The organism is Actinomyces johnsonii, assembly GCF_006546835.1.
GTDB lineage: Bacteria > Actinomycetota > Actinomycetes > Actinomycetales > Actinomycetaceae > Actinomyces > Actinomyces johnsonii.
Genome location: NZ_VICB01000004.1, coordinates 223,176 through 240,475, shown reverse-complemented (window position 1 = coordinate 240,475; position 17,300 = coordinate 223,176). Strand labels below are relative to the sequence as shown.

Annotated in this window: 13 protein-coding genes; 9 read left to right on the top strand and 4 right to left on the bottom strand. The window is 69.4% G+C overall.

Features of this window, described 5'->3' with window-relative positions; translation table 11 throughout:
* Positions 1-3: 3 nt before the first annotated feature.
* The 4 genes from ileS to FK256_RS03770 form a co-directional block, all read right to left on the bottom strand.
* Positions 4-3,378: an isoleucine--tRNA ligase gene (ileS, locus tag FK256_RS03790; protein WP_141423769.1), complete on the bottom strand. Its 3,375-nt coding sequence runs from the start codon at positions 3,376-3,378 to the stop codon at positions 4-6.
* A gap of 527 nt (positions 3,379-3,905) precedes the next feature.
* The gene (locus FK256_RS03780) at positions 3,906-4,853 is read right to left on the bottom strand and encodes an aldo/keto reductase (RefSeq protein ID WP_141423767.1); all 948 of its coding nucleotides are present in this window, start codon (positions 4,851-4,853) and stop codon (positions 3,906-3,908) included.
* A 160-nt stretch (positions 4,854-5,013) separates the two neighbouring features.
* Positions 5,014-5,928, bottom strand: a complete 915-nt coding sequence (locus tag FK256_RS03775; protein WP_141423766.1) for a hypothetical protein — start codon at positions 5,926-5,928, stop codon at positions 5,014-5,016.
* 159 nt (positions 5,929-6,087) lie between these two features.
* Positions 6,088-6,870 carry an SDR family oxidoreductase gene (locus FK256_RS03770; protein ID WP_021610210.1) on the bottom strand — a complete coding sequence of 261 codons (783 nt, stop codon included), beginning with the start codon at positions 6,868-6,870 and terminating at the stop codon, positions 6,088-6,090.
* Between the two features lie 118 nt (positions 6,871-6,988).
* On the opposite strand from FK256_RS03770, the gene FK256_RS03765 reads away from it, so the two are divergent.
* The 9 genes from FK256_RS03765 (at position 6,989) to FK256_RS03725 (ending at position 17,202) form a co-directional block, all read left to right on the top strand.
* Positions 6,989-8,356: a Na+/H+ antiporter family protein gene (locus tag FK256_RS03765; RefSeq protein WP_021605579.1), complete on the top strand. Its 1,368-nt coding sequence runs from the start codon at positions 6,989-6,991 to the stop codon at positions 8,354-8,356.
* A gap of 138 nt (positions 8,357-8,494) precedes the next feature.
* Entirely contained in the window at positions 8,495-9,319 is an 825-nt protein-coding gene (gene proC, locus FK256_RS03760) for a pyrroline-5-carboxylate reductase (protein WP_141423765.1), read from the top strand.
* A gap of 469 nt (positions 9,320-9,788) precedes the next feature.
* Complete coding sequence (locus FK256_RS03755; protein ID WP_141423764.1) at positions 9,789-11,492, top strand: nitrite/sulfite reductase; 1,704 nt, start codon at positions 9,789-9,791, stop codon at positions 11,490-11,492.
* A 38-nt stretch (positions 11,493-11,530) separates the two neighbouring features.
* The gene (locus FK256_RS03750; protein ID WP_425321576.1) at positions 11,531-12,283 is read left to right on the top strand and encodes a phosphoadenylyl-sulfate reductase; all 753 of its coding nucleotides are present in this window, start codon (positions 11,531-11,533) and stop codon (positions 12,281-12,283) included.
* On the top strand, positions 12,280-13,290 hold the full coding sequence (gene cysD, locus FK256_RS03745) for a sulfate adenylyltransferase subunit CysD (RefSeq protein WP_141423762.1): 1,011 nt from the start codon (positions 12,280-12,282) through the stop codon (positions 13,288-13,290). Before FK256_RS03750 ends, cysD begins: the two co-directional genes overlap by 4 nt.
* Entirely contained in the window at positions 13,290-14,648 is a 1,359-nt protein-coding gene (locus FK256_RS03740; protein WP_141423761.1) for a sulfate adenylyltransferase subunit 1, read from the top strand. Before cysD ends, FK256_RS03740 begins: the two co-directional genes overlap by 1 nt.
* A 3-nt stretch (positions 14,649-14,651) precedes the next feature.
* Positions 14,652-15,434, top strand: coding sequence for a uroporphyrinogen-III C-methyltransferase (cobA, locus tag FK256_RS03735; RefSeq protein WP_141423760.1), 783 nt, complete (start codon positions 14,652-14,654; stop codon positions 15,432-15,434).
* 41 nt (positions 15,435-15,475) lie between these two features.
* Positions 15,476-16,519 (top strand): sulfite exporter TauE/SafE family protein, encoded by a 1,044-nt coding sequence (locus FK256_RS03730; protein WP_141423759.1) that lies wholly within the window; start codon positions 15,476-15,478, stop codon positions 16,517-16,519.
* Positions 16,516-17,202, top strand: a complete 687-nt coding sequence (locus FK256_RS03725) for a sirohydrochlorin chelatase (protein ID WP_141423758.1) — start codon at positions 16,516-16,518, stop codon at positions 17,200-17,202. Before FK256_RS03730 ends, FK256_RS03725 begins: the two co-directional genes overlap by 4 nt.
* Positions 17,203-17,300 lie beyond the last annotated feature (98 nt).

Sequence of the window (17,300 nt, the reverse complement as noted above, 5' to 3'; positions counted from 1 at the left end):
CGGTCAGGCCCCGTCCACCTCCGTGGACTTCTCGATGACCTTTTCGACCGTTGCGGTGGGCTCCTTGACGCCGGGGGCGGCGATGACGGAGGCCTTCACACAGCCGACCTCCCGCTTGACGAGGTCCAGGTGGGCGCCGGTCCAGGCGCCCTTGTCCTCGGGGACGGTCAGCTCCAGGCGGATGCGGTCGCCTACGTGCAGGCCGGCGGCCTTGCGCTCGTCCTGGACCAGGCGCACCAGGTCGCGGGCCCATCCCTCGGCCTCCAGGGCGTCGTCGAGGGCGGTGTCCAGGACCACGAAGGCTCCCGAGGGCAGCATGGTGGCGGCCAGGGAGTCGTCGTCGACCTCGATGCGAGTGTTCAGAGTGAAGGCGCCGTCCTCCGCCTCTAGGACCACGGGGGCGCCGCCCGCCAGGACGTCGTCGAAGCGGACGTCCCCGTCCTCGGTGAGCTCCCACTGGCCCGCCTTGACGGCGGCGAAGAGCTTGGAGGTGAGCTTGCGGACCTCGGGGCTGAAGGCGCGCGGGTTGAGGGTCAGGTCCGCCCTGGCCTCGTAGCCGGCGGACTCGGCGTCCAGGACCCGTACCTCCTTGACGTTGACCTCCTCGGCCACGAGCTCCCGGAAGGGGGCCAGTCCGGCCGGGTCGGCCGTGGCGATGGTCAGACTGCGCAGCGGCTGACGCACGCGCAGCTTCTCGGCCTTGCGCAGGCTCAGGGCCGCCGAGACCGCAGCACGGGCCTCATCCATGGCAGTCACGAGCTCGGCGTCGGCGACATGGACCGGCAGTACCGGCCAGTCGGTCAGGTGCACGGAGCGTCCGCCGGTCAGGCCGCGCCAGATCTCCTCGCTCACCAGTGGCGCCAGCGGGGCCATGACCTCGGTGAGTACGCGCAGCACTGTGGCCAGGGTGTCGAAGGCGGTCTTGTCGCCGTCGGTGAAGCGCTGACGCGAGGTGCGCAGGTACCAGTTGGTGAGAACGTCGAGGAAGTCGCGGATTGTGGCGCAGGCACCGGTGATGTCGTAGCCGTCCATCTGGGCGGCCACCGTATCGGCCAGGTCCTTGGTGCGGGCCAGGACGTAGCGGTCCATGACGTGCAGGCCGCCCCGCTTGGCGAACAGGCTCGCGTCGTCGAGGTCGACGCCGTCGGTGACGTAGCCGGTCTCCCCCACCTGGCCCGCGTAGAGCGCGAAGAAGTACCAGGTGTTCCACAGCGGCAGCACCACCTGGCGCACCGTGTCGCGGATGGCCTTGTCGGTGACCACGAGGTTGCCGCCGCGCATGACCGGCGCCGAGAGCAGAAACCAGCGCATGGCGTCGGCCCCGTCGCGGTCGAAGACCATGGAGACGTCCGGGTAGTTGCGCAGCGACTTGCTCATCTTCGCCCCGTCGTTGCCCAGGAGGATGCCGTGGGAGACACAGGAGGTGAAGGCGGGCCGGTCGAACAGGGCCGTGGCCAGGACGTGGAGAGTGTAGAACCAGCCGCGGGTCTGGCCGATGTACTCCACGATGAAGTCGCCCGGGTAGTGCGACTCGAACCACTCGACGTTCTCGAAGGGGTAGTGCACCTGGGCGAAGGGCATCGAACCGGACTCGAACCAGCAGTCCAGGACGTCGGGGATGCGGCGCATCATGGACTTGCCCGTGGGGTCGTCGGGGTTGGGGCGCACGAGGGTGTCGATGAAGGGCCGGTGCAGGTCGGTGACCTCCACGCCGAAGTCGCGCTCGAGCTCGGCGTAGGAGCCGTAGACGTCGGTGCGCGGGTAGTCGGGGTTGTCACTGACCCACACCGGGATGGGGGCACCCCAGAACCGGTTGCGGGAGATGGACCAGTCGCGGGCGCCCGCCAGCCACTTGCCGAAGATGCCGTCCTTGATGTGACCGGGGTACCAGTCGATGTCCTGGTTGAGCTCGACCATGCGGTCGCGGATCGCCGAGACGCGTACGAACCAGGAGGAGACCGCTTTGTAGATGAGCGGTTTGCGGCAGCGCCAGCAGTGCGGGTAGGAGTGCACGTAGGAGGCCTGGCGCACCAGGACGGCGCGCTGGCTCTCGTCGCGGCGGGCCAGCGGGCCGGTGCCGTCACGCAGGTCGGCGACGATGGGCTTGTTGGCCTCGAAGACCTGCAGCCCGGCGTAGTCGCGTATCTCCTCGGTCAGGCAGCCGCCGTCGTCGACGGGGACGACGGTCTCGATGCCGGCCCCGGAGCAGGCGATCATGTCGTCCTCACCGAAGGCCGAGGCCATGTGGACCAGTCCGGTTCCGTCGGAGGTGGTGACGAAGTCGGCGGCGATGATCGTCCAGGCCTTCGGTCCGGGCGCGGCGCCCTCGGCCCGGTGGGCGGCGTCGTCGAAGTAGTCGAAGATCGGGTGGTAGCGCCGCCCCACCAGGTCGGCCCCGGTGCAGGTGGCCAGCACTTGCGGTTCCTCACCGAGCTCGCGGGCGTAGGAGCCCAGCAAGTCCCGCGCCATGACGACGTCCTGGCCGGCGACCGGCGAGTCGAGGTCCTCATCGACGTGGACGGTCGCGTACTCGACGTCAGGGCCCACGGCGATGGCCACGTTGGAGGGCAGCGTCCAGGGCGTGGTGGTCCAGATGAGGACCAACTCGGGGCGTTCGGCGCCCTGGCGCAGCGGCTCCTCCAGGCGCAGTCCCACGGTGACCGTGTTGTCCTGGCGGTCCTGGTAGACGTCGTCGTCCATCTTGAGCTCGTGGTTGCTCAAGGGGGTGCGGTCGTGCCAGCAGTAGGGCAGGACGCGGTAGCCCTGGTAGGCCAGTCCCTTGTCCCACAGCTGCTTGAAGGCCCAGAGCACCGACTCCATGTAGTCGGGATCGAGGGTCTTGTAGTCGTTGTCGAAGTCGACCCAGCGCGCCTGGCGGGTGACGTAGTCCTCCCACTCCTTGGTGTAGCGCAGGACGGAGGTGCGGCACTCCTCGTTGAACTTCTCGATGCCGATGCCGCCGGGGCGGGTGATCTCGGTGACGTCGTCGATGCCGAGCAGGCGCTGGGCCTCGAGCTCGGCGGGCAGGCCGTGGGTGTCCCAGCCGAAGCGGCGCTCGACGCGCTTGCCGCGCTGGGTCTGATAGCGCCCCACTGCGTCCTTGACGTATCCGGTCAGCAGGTGGCCGTAGTGGGGCAGGCCGTTGGCGAAGGGCGGACCGTCGTAGAAGACGAACTCGTCGCAGGGCTCGCCGCGGTTGTCGATGGAAGCCTGGAAGGTGCCGTCGGTCTTCCAGTAGGCCAGAACCTCCTCCTCGATGGCGGGGAAGGAGGGCGAGGGGTCGATCTGCTCCCCCGGCCGGTGCAAGGGGTAGAAGGCGGCGCCGGTCGGCTCGCTGCTGCCGGCGGTGGCGGTGCTGTCGGCCATCTTCTCAACCATCGCGGTGTGCTCTCGTCTCACTCGTTCCTGCCGCCCCGGGCGGATGCCCTGGGCCTGACGAGGACGACGACGGCTCCCGGCCGGAACTGGCGTCCGGCTGGTGCCGCACCGCGGTACCACCTCGCTTGCCGTGCTGCGCGCCCCGACTGGGACGGCCTGCACGACCGCTTCGTTTCCAGCTGTGACGGGCTGTCCCGTCCGGTTCTACTGAGGGCCGGCGGTGCTGGTGCGCCGCAGCGGCCCGGTTCTTCCGGAGGCTCGCCGGTGATGGCCGGGTCTGTGCCTTTGCTCCGGGGAGTGTAGTGGGCGGCGCACCGTAGGGGCCAGTTCATCGCCACTCCCGACAACGTCGTCCTCCCCACACTCACGGTTGGAATAGCGGCTGGGTGCCCACCTGTCCCGGAGCCAGCGACCGTAACTGATTCTGCAGACACCAACAAGAACTTCAGGGACAACACGGATACGCGTCGTCCCTGAAGAAAATGTTGATCTGTGGGCTGCTGATCGCCGGCTCGGATCCGCTCGGTCTAGCCGGCTGCGTTGAGCTCCTCGACGGCCTCCTCTGGAAGGCTGAAACGGGTCGCCTCGACCGCCTCGGTCAACTGGGTGACGCTGCTGACGCCCACGATGGGGGTGATGGCCGGCTGCTGGGCGTTGAGGAGGGCCAGAACGACCTGGCTCGGCTTCATGGCCAGACTGTCCGACCATTTGCGCAGCGCCATCAGCCGGTTGTCAGTCCCCGGATGCCTGTAGGCCTCGGGAAGCGGGCGCTCCGGGTGCTCGTAGGCGCCGGTCAGCAGCGGCGTGTAGGCCCACAGGTCCAGTCCGCAGCGCTCGGCGAGGTCCCTGCTCTCGATCGTCATCATCCCGTGTGGATGATCCTCGCCCTCAACAGGCACGTCTGGCCTGGGGTGAAGATAGGACTCCCGCAGCTGCAGAGCATTGAAGCCGGCCAAGCCCCGCTGCTGGGCGTACACGTTGGCTGCGGCGGCGTACCAGGCCGGGTGGTTGGACAGCCCGATCCGTGCGGTCAGTCCTTGATCAACCAGGTCGCCAAAGGTCTCGGCGATATCCGCGACCGGCTGTTCTCGATCCTCCATATGAGCCCAGTACATGTCGACGCGCTCCGTCTGCAGGCGCTGCAGGCTGTCCCGGATGGCCCGGTTGACGGTGTCCTTCCCGAGGCCTTCCACTGCGCCCGGGAAGCCATGGGGGCGAGTCGGCTCCGCGCCGACCTTGGTGCTGATCCTCACCCGTTCTCGCACCCCGCGGTCGTACAGCCAGTGGCCGATCACGGTTTCGCTCTGACCCCCGAACCCGGTCTCGGAGCCCCAGAACGCGTAGCAGTTGGCGGTGTCGATCCACAGGCCGCCGAGATCCAGGTAAGCGTCGAGGATTTCCCGGGACTGAGCGGCGGGCAGGCGGGTGCCGAAGTGCATGGTGCCGAGCGCCATGCGAGGGTGTGCATCAGTCATCGAAGTACTCCCTTCGTGTTCCATCACGGCGAACGGTGCATAACGTATCAGCGACCGTCGCCGAGTCCGCCGACCTCAACCGAGACTTCGGGAACGATCGGGGACAAACACAGCTGCGCATTGTCCTTGCAGAAAACGTTGAAACCCGATGGCGACGCCATCAGCCCTCTGTGCCCTCGGTGGAGTCCTGCTGCTGGAGGACACCCGAGGAACCGGAGCCGCCCTGCTGACCGGCCTCGCCCGAACCGGAGCCGCCGGGCGCGTCACCGTTGGGAGTGGTCCGGCCGGCTCCACCGGAACCTCCCGCTGGACCGCCCTGGCCGTTGTGCCCGCCGGGGCCGCCCTGACCTCCGGGGCCGCCACCGGGCATCTGCCCACCGGCACCGCCCTGGCCCCCGGGGCCTCCTTGCCTGCCGGGACCGCCCGGGCCCCCTCCGGGCATGCCCTGCCCGTTGCCGGAGTCCTGCTGAGCGCGGCCGGCGGTGCCGTCACGGCTGTCATTGCCGAGGAGCTCGTTGGTCCCCCAACCGGCCGCGAACGATCCCGCCAGCAATGCGACCCCGGCAGCTCCGACGACGACGCGACGGCGGTACCAGGGCTTGCGAGTCTTGGCGCGCGCCTTCTTAGCAGCGTCGGCGACGGGGCCGCCCACGCCGATGGTCGCGGCGTTCTGAGTATCCGGGGACACCCATGTCCCTGCCAATCTCGTGTCGGCGGTACTACTGCCGGCTCCAGCCGCCCGAGTCTTGCCAGCCGACGCATCCGCAGCCGCCCCATCGGAACGATCAGCGGGGATCTGCGCGGTGGCACCGGCGGCATCACCGGCCTGCGTACGTTTCGCTCCGGGTTCCTTGGCGGAGTCCTTCGTGACGTCCTTGACAGAGTCTTTCACCGAGTCTTTCGCGGCGGTGCCCACGGCGTCCTTGGTACCGTCGCCGTTCCGACCGCCGGGGGCGCCCTGCGGAAGGCGATTCTCGGCGTCGTCGGCGGTTCCCCGAGTGGTGAGGCTCTCCGTGACCGCGTCGCGTTGGGAGGCCGCGGCGTTGTCGTCACCGGAGGAGACGTGCTTGCTCATGGGTGTCCTTTCAGTCTGATTCCCGGCCCGGCCGGGACTGGGACGCACGTTAGGACCCCGCACTGTGCCCGCGGCAGGTCAGACCTGTGGGCCACCTATGTCCGGCAGTCCCTCAGCAGCACACCGGCGGCTCACCGGTCTTGGGGCAAGCTCTCTCCCCTACTGCTCGCGGGCCACCAGCGTGTTGGAGGCCTGGGCCCGCGGCCGCACCACCATGGAGTCGATGTTGACGTGGGCGGGCAACTCCAGCGTCCAGACGATGCAGGCGGCGACGTCGTCGGCGCTCAGCGGCTCGGCGACGCCGGCGTAGACCTTCGCGGCGGCCTCGGCGTCACCGTGGAGACGGTTGAGGGAGAACTCCTCGGTGGCCACCATGCCGGGCGCGATCTCGATGACGCGCACCGGCTCGCCCACCAGCTCCAGGCGCAGCGTGTTCGCGATGATCCGCTCGGCGTGCTTGGCGGCCACGTAGCCGCCCCCGCCGGGGTAGGTGTCGTGTGCGGCCGTCGAGGTGAGGAACACCAGGTCCCCGCCCCGCCGGCGCATACCGGGAAGGAAGGCCTGGCTCACACGCAGGGCGGCGAGCGCGTTGCGCTCATACATAGTGGCCCACTCCTGGGCGCTGCCCTCAGCGACCGGGTCGACCCCCAGCGCGCCACCGGCGTTGTTGACGACCGCATCGACCGGGCCACCGTCGAGCACTTCGCGGGCTAGGCGCTCGACGTCGTCTGGCTCCTGGAGGTCGGCGGCCACCCAGGTGCAGCCGGTCTCGGCGGCGAGGGCCTCGAGGCGCTCCACCCGCCGCGCGGTGGCGACGACCTCCCAGCCGTGGGAGCGCAGAAGCCTGACGGTTGCGGCGCCGATACCGGTCGAGGCCCCGGTGACGAGGGCGCGGCGGGCCGATGGGATGCTGCTGGTGACATTGTTGCGGTTCTCGCTCATCGGTCCACGATACGTCCCCGTCACGCCCGCCTGGCACAATCGTCCCCGATTCGCAGGGGGCCCCGCCCAGGACCGCTCGCGAAACACAGCACAGCCCGTCCCCATCGGAAGGCTCTCCATGAACGCCGTCATCCTCGCCGTCCTGGTCATGCTCATCTTGGCGACGCTGCGCGTCCATGTGGTGCTCTCACTGTTCGTCGGCGCGCTCGTGGGCGGGCTGAGCGCGGGCCTGGGGATCAGTCAGACGATGGTGGCCTTCCAGAACGGGCTGGCCGACGGCGCCAAGATCGCCCTGTCCTATGCCCTGCTGGGCGCCTTCGCCATGGCAGTGGCGCACTCGGGCCTGCCCCAGCTGCTGGCGAACTGGCTCATCGCCAGGATCGAGACCGAGGACGGCTCCGCTTCCCAGCGAGTCGTGCGCGTGACCACGATGATGGTGCTGGGAGGACTGACGGCCATGGCGATCATGAGCCAGAACCTCATCCCGGTTCATATCGCCTTCATCCCGCTGGTGGTGCCGCCGCTGCTCATCGTCATGAGTCGACTGCAGCTGGACCGCCGTGCGGTGGCCTGCGCCATCACCTTCGGCCTGGTGACCACCTACATGTTCCTGCCGTTGGGCTTCGGGCGGGTTTTCCTCCATGACATCCTCTACGCCAATATCAAGGACGCGGGCCTGGATGTCTCCCGCATCTCGGCGACCCACGCCATGGGGATCCCGGCGCTGGGCATGATCACGGGCCTGCTCATCGCCGTGTTCGTCACCTACCGCAAACCCCGTACCTACCGGATCGACACCGGCACCGACTCCGACTCGGGCGAGGAGATCTCCGGTCCCGTCGAGATCGACCGCCGCAAGGTGGCGATCGCGCTGGTCGCCGTCGTGGCCTGCTTCGCGGTCCAGACCGTACTGACCTGGACGGGTTCCGAGGCCGACCCGCTGCTGGTCGGGGCGCTCATGGGCCTGCTGCTGTTCATGGCCACGCGGGTCGTCACCATCGCCGAGGCCGACGACGTCTTCACCGGCGGCATGCGAATGATGGCCCTCATCGGGCTCATCATGATCACGGCCCAGGGCTTCGCCGCCGTCCTGAAGGAGACCAAGCAGATCGAGCCGCTGGTGAAGTCGGCGACCTCCCTGTTCGCCGGTTCCAAGCCCGCGGCCGCCTTTGTCATGCTGCTGGTGGGTCTCATCGTGACCATGGGAATCGGCTCGTCCTTCTCCACCCTGCCGATCATCTCGGCGATCTACGTGCCACTGTGCCTGTCCCTGGGCTTCTCGCCGGTTGCCACAGTCTCCCTCATCGGGACCGCAGGAGCGCTGGGGGACGCCGGCTCACCGGCGTCGGACTCCACGCTGGGTCCCACGGCAGGTCTTAACGCCGACGGACAGCACGACCACATGCGTGACTCGGTCATCCCGACCTTCCTGCACTTCAACATCCCCCTGCTCATCGCCGGCTGGATCGCCGCCATGGTCCTGTAGGGCGAACCGGATGCTGCGCGTGCCGCACGGGGCGAGGTCCCTGCGGCACCAGACACCCGACTCCCCGGAAGTCGCTCCGTCCGGGGCACCGGCGCGGTACCGTGTTGGTCTCACATCACAGACGAGCAGGAGGCCCTCATGCGGATCGGTTTCATCGGTGCCGGCAACATGGTCAGCGCGATCGTGCGGGGGGCGGTGGCCGCGGGAACGCCGGCCGGGCACCTGCTTCTCACCAGCAAGCACGGCTCCGCTGAGCGCCTGGCTGCCCAGGTCGGGGCCGTCCACGTGCCCGACGCCGCCGATCTGGTCTTGCGTAGCGACGTCCTCATCCTGGGCCTCAAGCCCTACGTCATCCCCACCGTCCTGACCCGCCTGTCCGAAGCCATCGGCCGCAGCAAACCCCTGGTGGTCTCCATCGCGGCCGGTCTCACGCTCGAGCGTCTCGAGTCGATGCTGCCCGACGGCACCCGGGTGGTGCGCACCATGCCGAATATGGCGGCGGCCGTGGGCGAGTCGATGACGGCGCTGGCCCCGGGGCGCAACGTGGGTGCTCACGACCTGGAGACGGTGCGCACCCTCATGGAGTCCATCGGGCGCACTGTGATCCTGGAGGAGAAGGACTTCTCCTCCTTCATCGGTCTGGCGAGCTCCTCCCCCGCCCTGGTGTGCGCCTTCGTCGATGCCTTGGCGCGCGCCGGCGTCATGGGCGGCATCCCCAAGGCCCTGGCCGTCCAGATCGTGGCCCAGGCGGTGCTGGGGACTGCCCGTACCGTACAGACCGAGGCCCAGCGCACCACCGAGGGCGGGCACGGCCGCACCCCGGCTGACCTCATCGACGCGGTCTGCTCCCCCGGCGGCACCTCGGTGGCCGGCATGGTGGCCCTGGAGCGTGCCGGTTTCTCCGACGCCGTCGTACGCGCCTTCGAGGCCATCGTCGAACGGGATCGCGAGCTGGGCGCGTAGCCGCGAACGCGAGCCGGCAGGTCCCACCCCGCTCCCAACCATTTTCGCGCGCCGACGGGACATGTCCCGCGTAAGGCCGCCATTTTTTCGCTCGCTTACGCAAAAAAGATCGCCCCTGGCAACGACCTCGTGACTGGAAGCACACATCGTTCTTGCTTGCTGTCAGATAAACCCGTCGCTATTGTTTCGGCCATGACCTTCTCTCACGCAGCTCTTTTCAGCGGTGTTTATCCCGCTGACATTCTGCGTGCTCACGCGGTCATGTGTTGTCGGGCCTGACCAGCGCCTGACACCACGGGGACTTCAACCCCCGCAACGAGGTATCCGGCGCAATGAAGCGTCCGGAAGGCCCCGTTGAGACGGCTGACGCCAACCGAACGGCTCTGCAGACTCTGTACGCAGCAGCGCGCACCAGGCCGCCCCGGACGCTCCTCACGTGCCAATGACACGCCACCGTCATGGAGGAGCAATGACCACCACCGTCACGCCACCTGCCCGCACCGTGCGCCCACCGCGCAAGGCCCAGTCGAACGGCCAGTGGGCCCTCGACGGGCGTAAGCCGCTCAATGACAACGAAGCCTTCAAACAGGACGGGTCCCCGCTGGCGGTACGCGAGCGGATCGTGAACACCTACGGCCCAGGCGGCTACGAGACCATCGCCCCCGACGACCTCAACGGCCGTTTCCGCTGGTGGGGTCTGTACACCCAGCGCAAGCAGGGGATCGACGGCGGCCGTACGGCCCGGCTGGACGCCTCCGAGCTCTCCGACCGCTACTTCCTGCAGCGGGTGCGTCTGGACGGTGGGAGCCTGAGCCGCGAGCAGCTTCACGTGCTGGGCTCGGTCTCCAACGACTTCGCCCGCGGCACCGCCGACATCACCGATCGCCAGAATATTCAGCTCCACTGGGTGGAGATCGGCAGTGTGCCCGAGCTGTGGCAGCGCCTGGAGTCGGTGGGTCTGACTACGATCGAGGGCTGCGGGGACACGCCCCGGGGGTTCCTGGTCTCCCCGGTGGCCGGCATCGCCAAGGACGAGGTCATCGATCCGACCCCGCTGGCACGGGCCATCAAGGATACCTACCTGGGCGACCCCGACCTGGCCAATCTGCCCCGCAAGTTCAAGACCGCCATCACCGGCTCCCCCAGCCTCGATATCCTCCACGAGATCAACGACATCTCCTTCGTCGGCGTCAACCACCCCGAGCTCGGTCCCGGCTACGACCTGTGGGTGGCAGGCGCCCTGTCCACCGCCCCACGTCTGGGCCAGCGGCTGGGGGCCTTCGTCACGCCGGAGGACGCCCTCGACGTCTGGTACGGCGTCATCCGCATCTTCCGCGACTACGGGTACCGTCGCCTGCGCAACAAGGCCCGACTGAAGTTCCTCATGGCCGAGTGGGGGCCGGAGAGGTTCCGCCAGGTCCTCCAGGAGGATTACCTGGGACGCACCCTGCCCGACGGCCCGGCACCTGAGGAGCCAAGCGGGGACTCCGACCACATCGGCGTCCACGAGCAGAAGGACGGCCGCTTCTGGGTGGGGGCCAAGCCACCCGTCGGCCGGTTGAGCGGCGACGTCCTGCTGGGCCTGGCCGACCTGGCCGGCAGGGTCGGCTCAGACCGGGTGCGCACTACCCCTCTGCAGAACCTGCTGCTCCTGGACGTACCGGCTGACAAAGTCGACGACGCCGTCGCCGGCCTGCGAGAGCTGGGGCTCGATCCCAATCCGGGCGCTTTCACCCGCTCGACCCTGGCCTGCACCGGACTGGAGTTCTGCAAGTTCGCGATCGTGGAGACCAAGAAGCTGGCGGCGCGCGTATCGTCCGAGCTCGATGCTCGCCTGGCCGACACCGACCTCGAGCGGCGCATCACCCTGACCGTCAACGGCTGCCCGAACTCCTGCGCCCGTATCCAGATCGCGGACATCGGCCTTAAGGGCCAGATCATCACGGTCGACGGCGAGCAGGTGCCCGGCTTCCAGGTGCACCTGGGCGGTGGCCTGGCAGCCGACGGACGCGCCGAGGCCGGCCTGGGCCGTACGGTGCGGGGCCTCAAGGTTCCCGCCTCCGACCTGACCGACTACGTCGAGCGCCTGGTGCGCCGGTACCTGGATCAGCGCATTCCCGAGGAGACCTTCGCCCAGTGGGCGCACCGAGCCGATGAGGAGGCCCTGCAGTGAGCGCCGTTACCGCTAAGGGCACCCGGGTGCACCTGGACCTGCCACGCCACGATCCTGCTGTCGCCCCGAAGTCTCAGGGCACAGGCCGGGCTCCGCTGCGATCTACGCAGGAGCTGCGTGCCCTGGCCGAGGCCGGCGCGCGCGAGCTCGGTGACGATGCCCCTGCCCTCGACGTCGTCCAGTGGGCGGCCCAGAACTTCCCCGACACACTCGCCGTGGCCTGCTCCATGGCCGATGCCGTCCTGCCTCACGTGGTCTCCCGGGTCCTTCCCGGTGTCGACGTCCTCTTCCTGGATACCGGGTACCACTTCGCGGAGACCATGGGCACCCGCGACGCGGTGGCCGCCACCATGGACGTCACCGTCGTCGACGTGACGCCCGAGCTGACCGTGGCCGAGCAGGACGAGCTCTACGGACCGGACTTGTGGTCGCGAGACCCGGTCGCCTGCTGCCGTCTGCGCAAGGTCGAGCCACTGGCCCGGGCCCTGAGCAGCTACGAGGCGTGGGCCACCGGGGTGCGCCGAGAGGACGCCCCCACCCGCACCCACACGCCCCTGGTCGGTTGGGACTCCACTCACGAGATCGTCAAGATCAACCCCCTGGCCGCCTGGAGCATGGAGGACCTGACCGGCTACGCCGACCAGCACGGCGTGCTCATCAACCCCCTCCTGTACGACGGATACCCCTCGATCGGCTGCGCCCCGTGCACAGCGCGAGTCAAACCCGGAGACGATCCCCGTTCCGGCCGCTGGGCCGGATTCACCAAGACAGAATGCGGAATCCACCTATGAGCATCACCCTGACCCACACCCAGCCGGCCCCTGCCCCCTCCCCTGACCCCATTCAGGCGCCGGACCTCGAACCGTCCGGTCTCGCCGACCTTTCCGAGGCCCCTATGGCCGCCGAGGCCCTGGGCATTCTTGACGTCCTGGAGGCCGAGGCCATCCTCGTCATCCGGGAGATCGCCGCCGAATGCCGCCGCCCCGTCCTGCTGTTCTCCGGAGGCAAGGACTCCGTGGTCATGCTGCACCTGGCGCGCAAGGCCTTCTGGCCCGCTCCGATCCCCTTCCCCGTCCTGCACGTGGACACCGGTCACAACTTCCCCGAGGTGCTGGCCTACCGCGACCAGACGGTCGAAGACCTCGGCCTGCGGCTGGTGGTGGCCCGCGTCCAGGACTACATCGACGACGGCCGTCTGCGCGAGCGCACCGACGGCACACGCAATCCTCTCCAGACAATCCCGCTTCTCGACGCCATCGAGGAGGGCGGCTTCGACGGCGTCTTCGGCGGCGGACGCCGCGACGAGGAGAAGGCCCGGGCCAAGGAGCGCATCGTCTCCCTGCGTGACGAGTTCGGCCAGTGGGACCCGCGCAACCAGCGCCCCGAGCTGTGGAATCTGCTCAATCCCCGTCACCGTCCCGGGGAGCACGTGCGGGTCTTCCCCTTGAGCAACTGGACCGAGCTCGACGTGTGGCGCTACATCGAGCGCGAGGACATCTCCCTGCCCGACCTCTACTACGCCCATGAGCGCGAGGTCTTCCTGCGTGACGGGATGTGGCTGGCGGCCGGCGGCGTCAACGCGCTGCGCGCCGGTGAGCAGGTGGTTACTCGCACGGTGCGATACCGCACCGTGGGCGACATGTCCTGCACGGGCGCCGTCGAGTCCGACGCCGCCACCAACCACGACATCGTCCTGGAGGTCGCCGCTTCCACCCTGACCGAGCGGGGAGCCACCCGCGCCGATGACCGCCTGAGCGAGGCGGCCATGGAGGACCGCAAGAAGGAGGGCTACTTCTGATGAGCACCCCCACCCTCACCGATATCCCCGCCGAGGCCGAGGCGCGCGCCGCCGCCACCGGCTCGCTGCTGCGACTGGCCACGGCCGGCAGCGTCGACGACGGCAAGTCCACGCTCGTGGGCCGCCTGCTGTTCGACTCCAAGTCCGTCCTGCGAGACCAGCTGGCCGCCGTCGAGCAGGTCAGCCTGGACAGGGGGCTGACCAGTGCCGATCTCGCACTGCTGACCGACGGGCTGCGGGCCGAGCGGGAGCAGGGCATCACGATCGACGTCGCCTACCGCTACTTCGCCACCCCGCAGCGCTCCTTCATCCTGGCTGACTGCCCCGGGCACGTGCAGTACACCCGCAACACGGTCACCGGCTGCTCCACGGCCGACGTCGTCGTGCTGCTGGTGGACGCCCGCAACGGGGTCCTGGAGCAGACACGCCGCCACCTGGCGGTCGCCGCCCTCCTGCGGGTCCCGCACGTCATCGTCGCGGTCAACAAGATCGACCTGGTGGACTTCTCCGCCGAGGTCTATACCGCCATCGAGGCCGATATCCGCGCCGTGGCCGCGGAGCTGGGTGTGGCCGAGATCCATGTCCTTCCTACCTCCGCGCTCCTGGGGGACAACATCGTCGAGGCCTCGGCCGGCACGCCCTTCTACGAGGGGCCGACCCTGCTGGGGCTTCTGGAGTCCCTGCCCACCGCCCGCGATGAGGGCTCCTTCCGTCTCCCGGTCCAGCTGGTCATCCGCCCCCAGGGTGCGGCGCCGAGGCCCGAGCTGCGCGACTACCGCGGCTACGCCGGGCAGATCACCTCAGGCACGGTACGTGTCGGCGACCCCGTCGTGGTCCTGCCCTCGGGCAGGCGATCGCGCGTGACCGGCATCGACCTGGGCGAGCGCAGCTTGGAGGAGGCCGTCGAGGGCCAGTCGGTGACGGTTCGTCTGGCTGACGACGTCGACGTCGCCCGTGGCGACACCCTGGCCGCGGCGGGCGACGCGCCCCAAGTGCTCACCGAGGTCTCCGCCCGCGTGTCCTGGCTGAGCGAGGAGTCCCTGCGCCCCCGGGAGCGGGTGCTGCTCAAGCACGGTGCCCAGACGGTCCAGGCGATCGTGCGCACCATTGAGGGCCGCCTCGACCTGGACGACCTGACCACGGTGCCGGCGGATGCTCTTGAGCTCAATGACATCGGCCTGGTGCGGCTGCGTCTGGCCTCGCCGGTGCCGTTGGCCGACTATTCGGTCTCACGGTCCGACGGCGCCTTCCTCCTCATCGACGCCCACGAGGGCGGCACACTCGGGGCGGGCATGGTGCAGCTGGCGGGCGCTGGCAGCAGTGAACCGGGTGCGGCCGCTTCCCCAGGCAGGAGCTGAGGCATGCCCCGCGAGTTCTCCCCCCACGCCGCCACCGCCGGCTGGGTGGCGTTGGTGGGCGGTGGCCCGGGCAGCAGCGGTCTCATCACCGCCCGCGGCCTGGAGCTGTTGGGCCTGGCGGACGTGGTCGTCGTCGACGCGCTGGCGCCCCGGGACCTCCTGGAGGACCTTGGACCCGATACCGAGGTCATCGACGCCTCCAAGCGGCGCGGCCGGCACGTCATGAGCCAGGAAGAGATCGATGCGCTCCTGGTCGACCTGGCCGGCCGCGGCAAAGGGGTGGTCCGTCTCAAGGGCGGCGATCCCTATGTGCTCGGGCGCGGCGGAGAGGAGGCCGCCGCCTGCCGCAAGGCCGGTGTCGCCGTCGAGGTCGTTCCGGGGATCACCAGTGCCATCGCCGTGCCCGCCGCGGCAGGGATCCCCGTCACCCACCGGGGGCTGTCGCGCGGTTTCTCAGTCATCACGGCCCATGCGGATCTCGGGGTGCTCCCCCAGCGCCGCGATCACACCCTCATCCTGCTCATGGGGGTCTCCCGGCTGCGGGACTCAGTCGCCTCCCTGCTGGAGGCCGGCAGCGACGCGGCCACTCCGGCGGCGATCATCGAGCGCGGCTACCACCCCGACCAGCGCGTGACCACCACCGAGCTGCGATGTCTGGCCGACGTCGCCGCCCGGTACGGCGTGACCGCCCCCGCGGTCATCGTCATCGGCGACGTCGTCACCCTGAGCCCGTACTGGGCCGACCGAGTCGTCGAGGTGACCCGGCCGGCGAATCCCGCCGCCTAACCCGCCTCGGCACATGCAGACCGAACGTCCTGGAGTCACTGATGCGCAAGCTTGTTCTTCTCACCCTCGTCGGTTTGGCCGCTCAGCTGGTCGACGGCGCCCTCGGGATGGGGTACGGCATGACCTCGTCCTCCCTGCTGCTTCTGGCCGGGCTGAGTCCGGCACTGGCCTCGGCCTCGGTGCACCTGGCTGAGATCGGCACGACCCTGGCCTCGGGGGCCTCCCACTGGCGGTTGGGCAACACCGACCCCCGCCTGGTGGTCCGGCTGGGGCTGCCCGGTGCGGTGGGGGCCTTCAGCGGCGCCACAGTCCTGTCACACCTGTCGACCCGCGCGGCGACCCCGGTGACGGCGAGCCTGCTGATCCTGCTGGGGGCCTATGTTCTGGGGCGTTTCGCCCTGCGCCCGCCCCGAGGCTCTGGTAGCCGGCGCTCCCCGCACGGCAGGCGGCTCCTGGTTCCCCTGGGGCTGGTGGGCGGTTTCGTCGACGCCACCGGCGGTGGCGGCTGGGGTCCGGTGGTGACAACAACCCTGCTCACTGGCGGTCGCACGGCACCGCGCACAGTGGTCGGCTCGGTGGGGGCCTCGGAGTTCCTCGTGACAGTGGCGGCCTCGGCCGGTTTCCTCACCGGCCTGGGAACGGCGGGCATCAGCCTCGGGATCGTCCTGGCCCTGCTGGCCGGCGGGCTGGTGGCTGCACCGGTCGCCGCTTGGCTGGTCTCCCGTCTGCCCGGAACGGTGCTGGGCACTGCCGTCGGCGGTCTGATCCTGGCCACGAACCTGCGTGTCCTGCTGTCTTGGGCCGGGTCCTCAGCCCGGACTGGGGTCCTGTTGTACGGCGCACTCGGGGCGGTGTGGGCGGCCTTCCTGGCTCTGGCGGTCCGCAAGGCGCGGACTACCGCCAAGGACGTCCGCGAGGAGACCGATCAGGCGCTTAAGGAGGTCCGATCCACCCACCGGCACGACCGCGCACCTGGGGCCGCCGCACCGGACGATCCGATCACCGCCGGTGGTCCCGTCGGGCCGACGCCGGTCGAGCCGGCCCGTTCTCGCACGCACGCAGATCTGGTGGTGGAGCCGGTATGAGTACCCGTCCTCTGGTACTGCTCGCCCACGGCTCGCGCCGACCCGGGCCGTCCTCAGTCATGTTCAGTACCGCCGAGCGCGTCCGCACGATCCTGCCGGGAGTGGAGGTGCGCACCGGCTACATCGAACTCCAGCCCCCGGACCCGGCCACGGCGCTCGAGGGGCTGGTGGATCCGGTGGTGCTGCCCTTCTTCCTGGCCCGCGGCTATCACGTCCTCAATGACGTACCGGCCGCGGTGGACCGGCACGGATCGGGGACGGTCACCGAACACCTGGGGGTCGAGGAGCACCTGGTGGAGGCCGTCGCGCAGCGGCTTCACGAGGCATCCACTCCCCTGGGCGGAATCGCAGGGCTAGATCATGTCGTCCTGGGCGCGGCCGGATCGCGTCAGGCGGCAGCGCTGGAGGAGGTTGAGGCCATCACCTGCTTGCTCGAGGCGCGTCTGGGGCGCAGAGTTACGCCCGCCTACCTCTCGGGTGCGCGCCCCGGCGTCCGTGACGCGGTGAGCACGGCCCGGGCCCGGGGTGCCAGGCGGGTGGGCGTGGCCACCTACCTGCTGGCGGAGGGGCGTTTCCACCGGGCCCTGCACTCCACGGGCGCCGATGTCGTGGCCGCTCCCATCGGCGACCACCCGGCGGTCGCCGAGCTGGTGGTCCACCGCTACCGGGAGATGGTCGCCTGACCGCGAGGCCCTCCCTCCACCGAGAAGAACACTTTTCGCGAAGGGCAACTGTTTTTCCGTGCCCCTACGCGAAACATGTCGCTCTCGGCGGAGGAGGA

Bases quoted from the DNA above. Each gene is read 5' to 3' on its own strand.
- cobA (WP_141423760.1), top strand. From the start codon at position 14,652: ATGCCCCGCGAGTTCTCCCCCCACGCCGCCACCGCCGGCTGGGTGGCG.
- FK256_RS03740 (WP_141423761.1), top strand. From the start codon at position 13,290: ATGAGCACCCCCACCCTCACCGATATCCCCGCCGAGGCCGAGGCGCGC.
- FK256_RS03770 (WP_021610210.1), bottom strand. From the start codon at position 6,870: ATGAGCGAGAACCGCAACAATGTCACCAGCAGCATCCCATCGGCCCGC.
- FK256_RS03775 (WP_141423766.1), bottom strand. From the start codon at position 5,928: ATGAGCAAGCACGTCTCCTCCGGTGACGACAACGCCGCGGCCTCCCAA.
- FK256_RS03765 (WP_021605579.1), top strand. From the start codon at position 6,989: ATGAACGCCGTCATCCTCGCCGTCCTGGTCATGCTCATCTTGGCGACG.
- FK256_RS03730 (WP_141423759.1), top strand. From the start codon at position 15,476: ATGCGCAAGCTTGTTCTTCTCACCCTCGTCGGTTTGGCCGCTCAGCTG.
- FK256_RS03780 (WP_141423767.1), bottom strand. From the start codon at position 4,853: ATGACTGATGCACACCCTCGCATGGCGCTCGGCACCATGCACTTCGGC.
- proC (WP_141423765.1), top strand. From the start codon at position 8,495: ATGCGGATCGGTTTCATCGGTGCCGGCAACATGGTCAGCGCGATCGTG.
- FK256_RS03755 (WP_141423764.1), top strand. From the start codon at position 9,789: ATGACCACCACCGTCACGCCACCTGCCCGCACCGTGCGCCCACCGCGC.
- cysD (WP_141423762.1), top strand. From the start codon at position 12,280: ATGAGCATCACCCTGACCCACACCCAGCCGGCCCCTGCCCCCTCCCCT.
- ileS (WP_141423769.1), bottom strand. From the start codon at position 3,378: ATGGTTGAGAAGATGGCCGACAGCACCGCCACCGCCGGCAGCAGCGAG.
- FK256_RS03725 (WP_141423758.1), top strand. From the start codon at position 16,516: ATGAGTACCCGTCCTCTGGTACTGCTCGCCCACGGCTCGCGCCGACCC.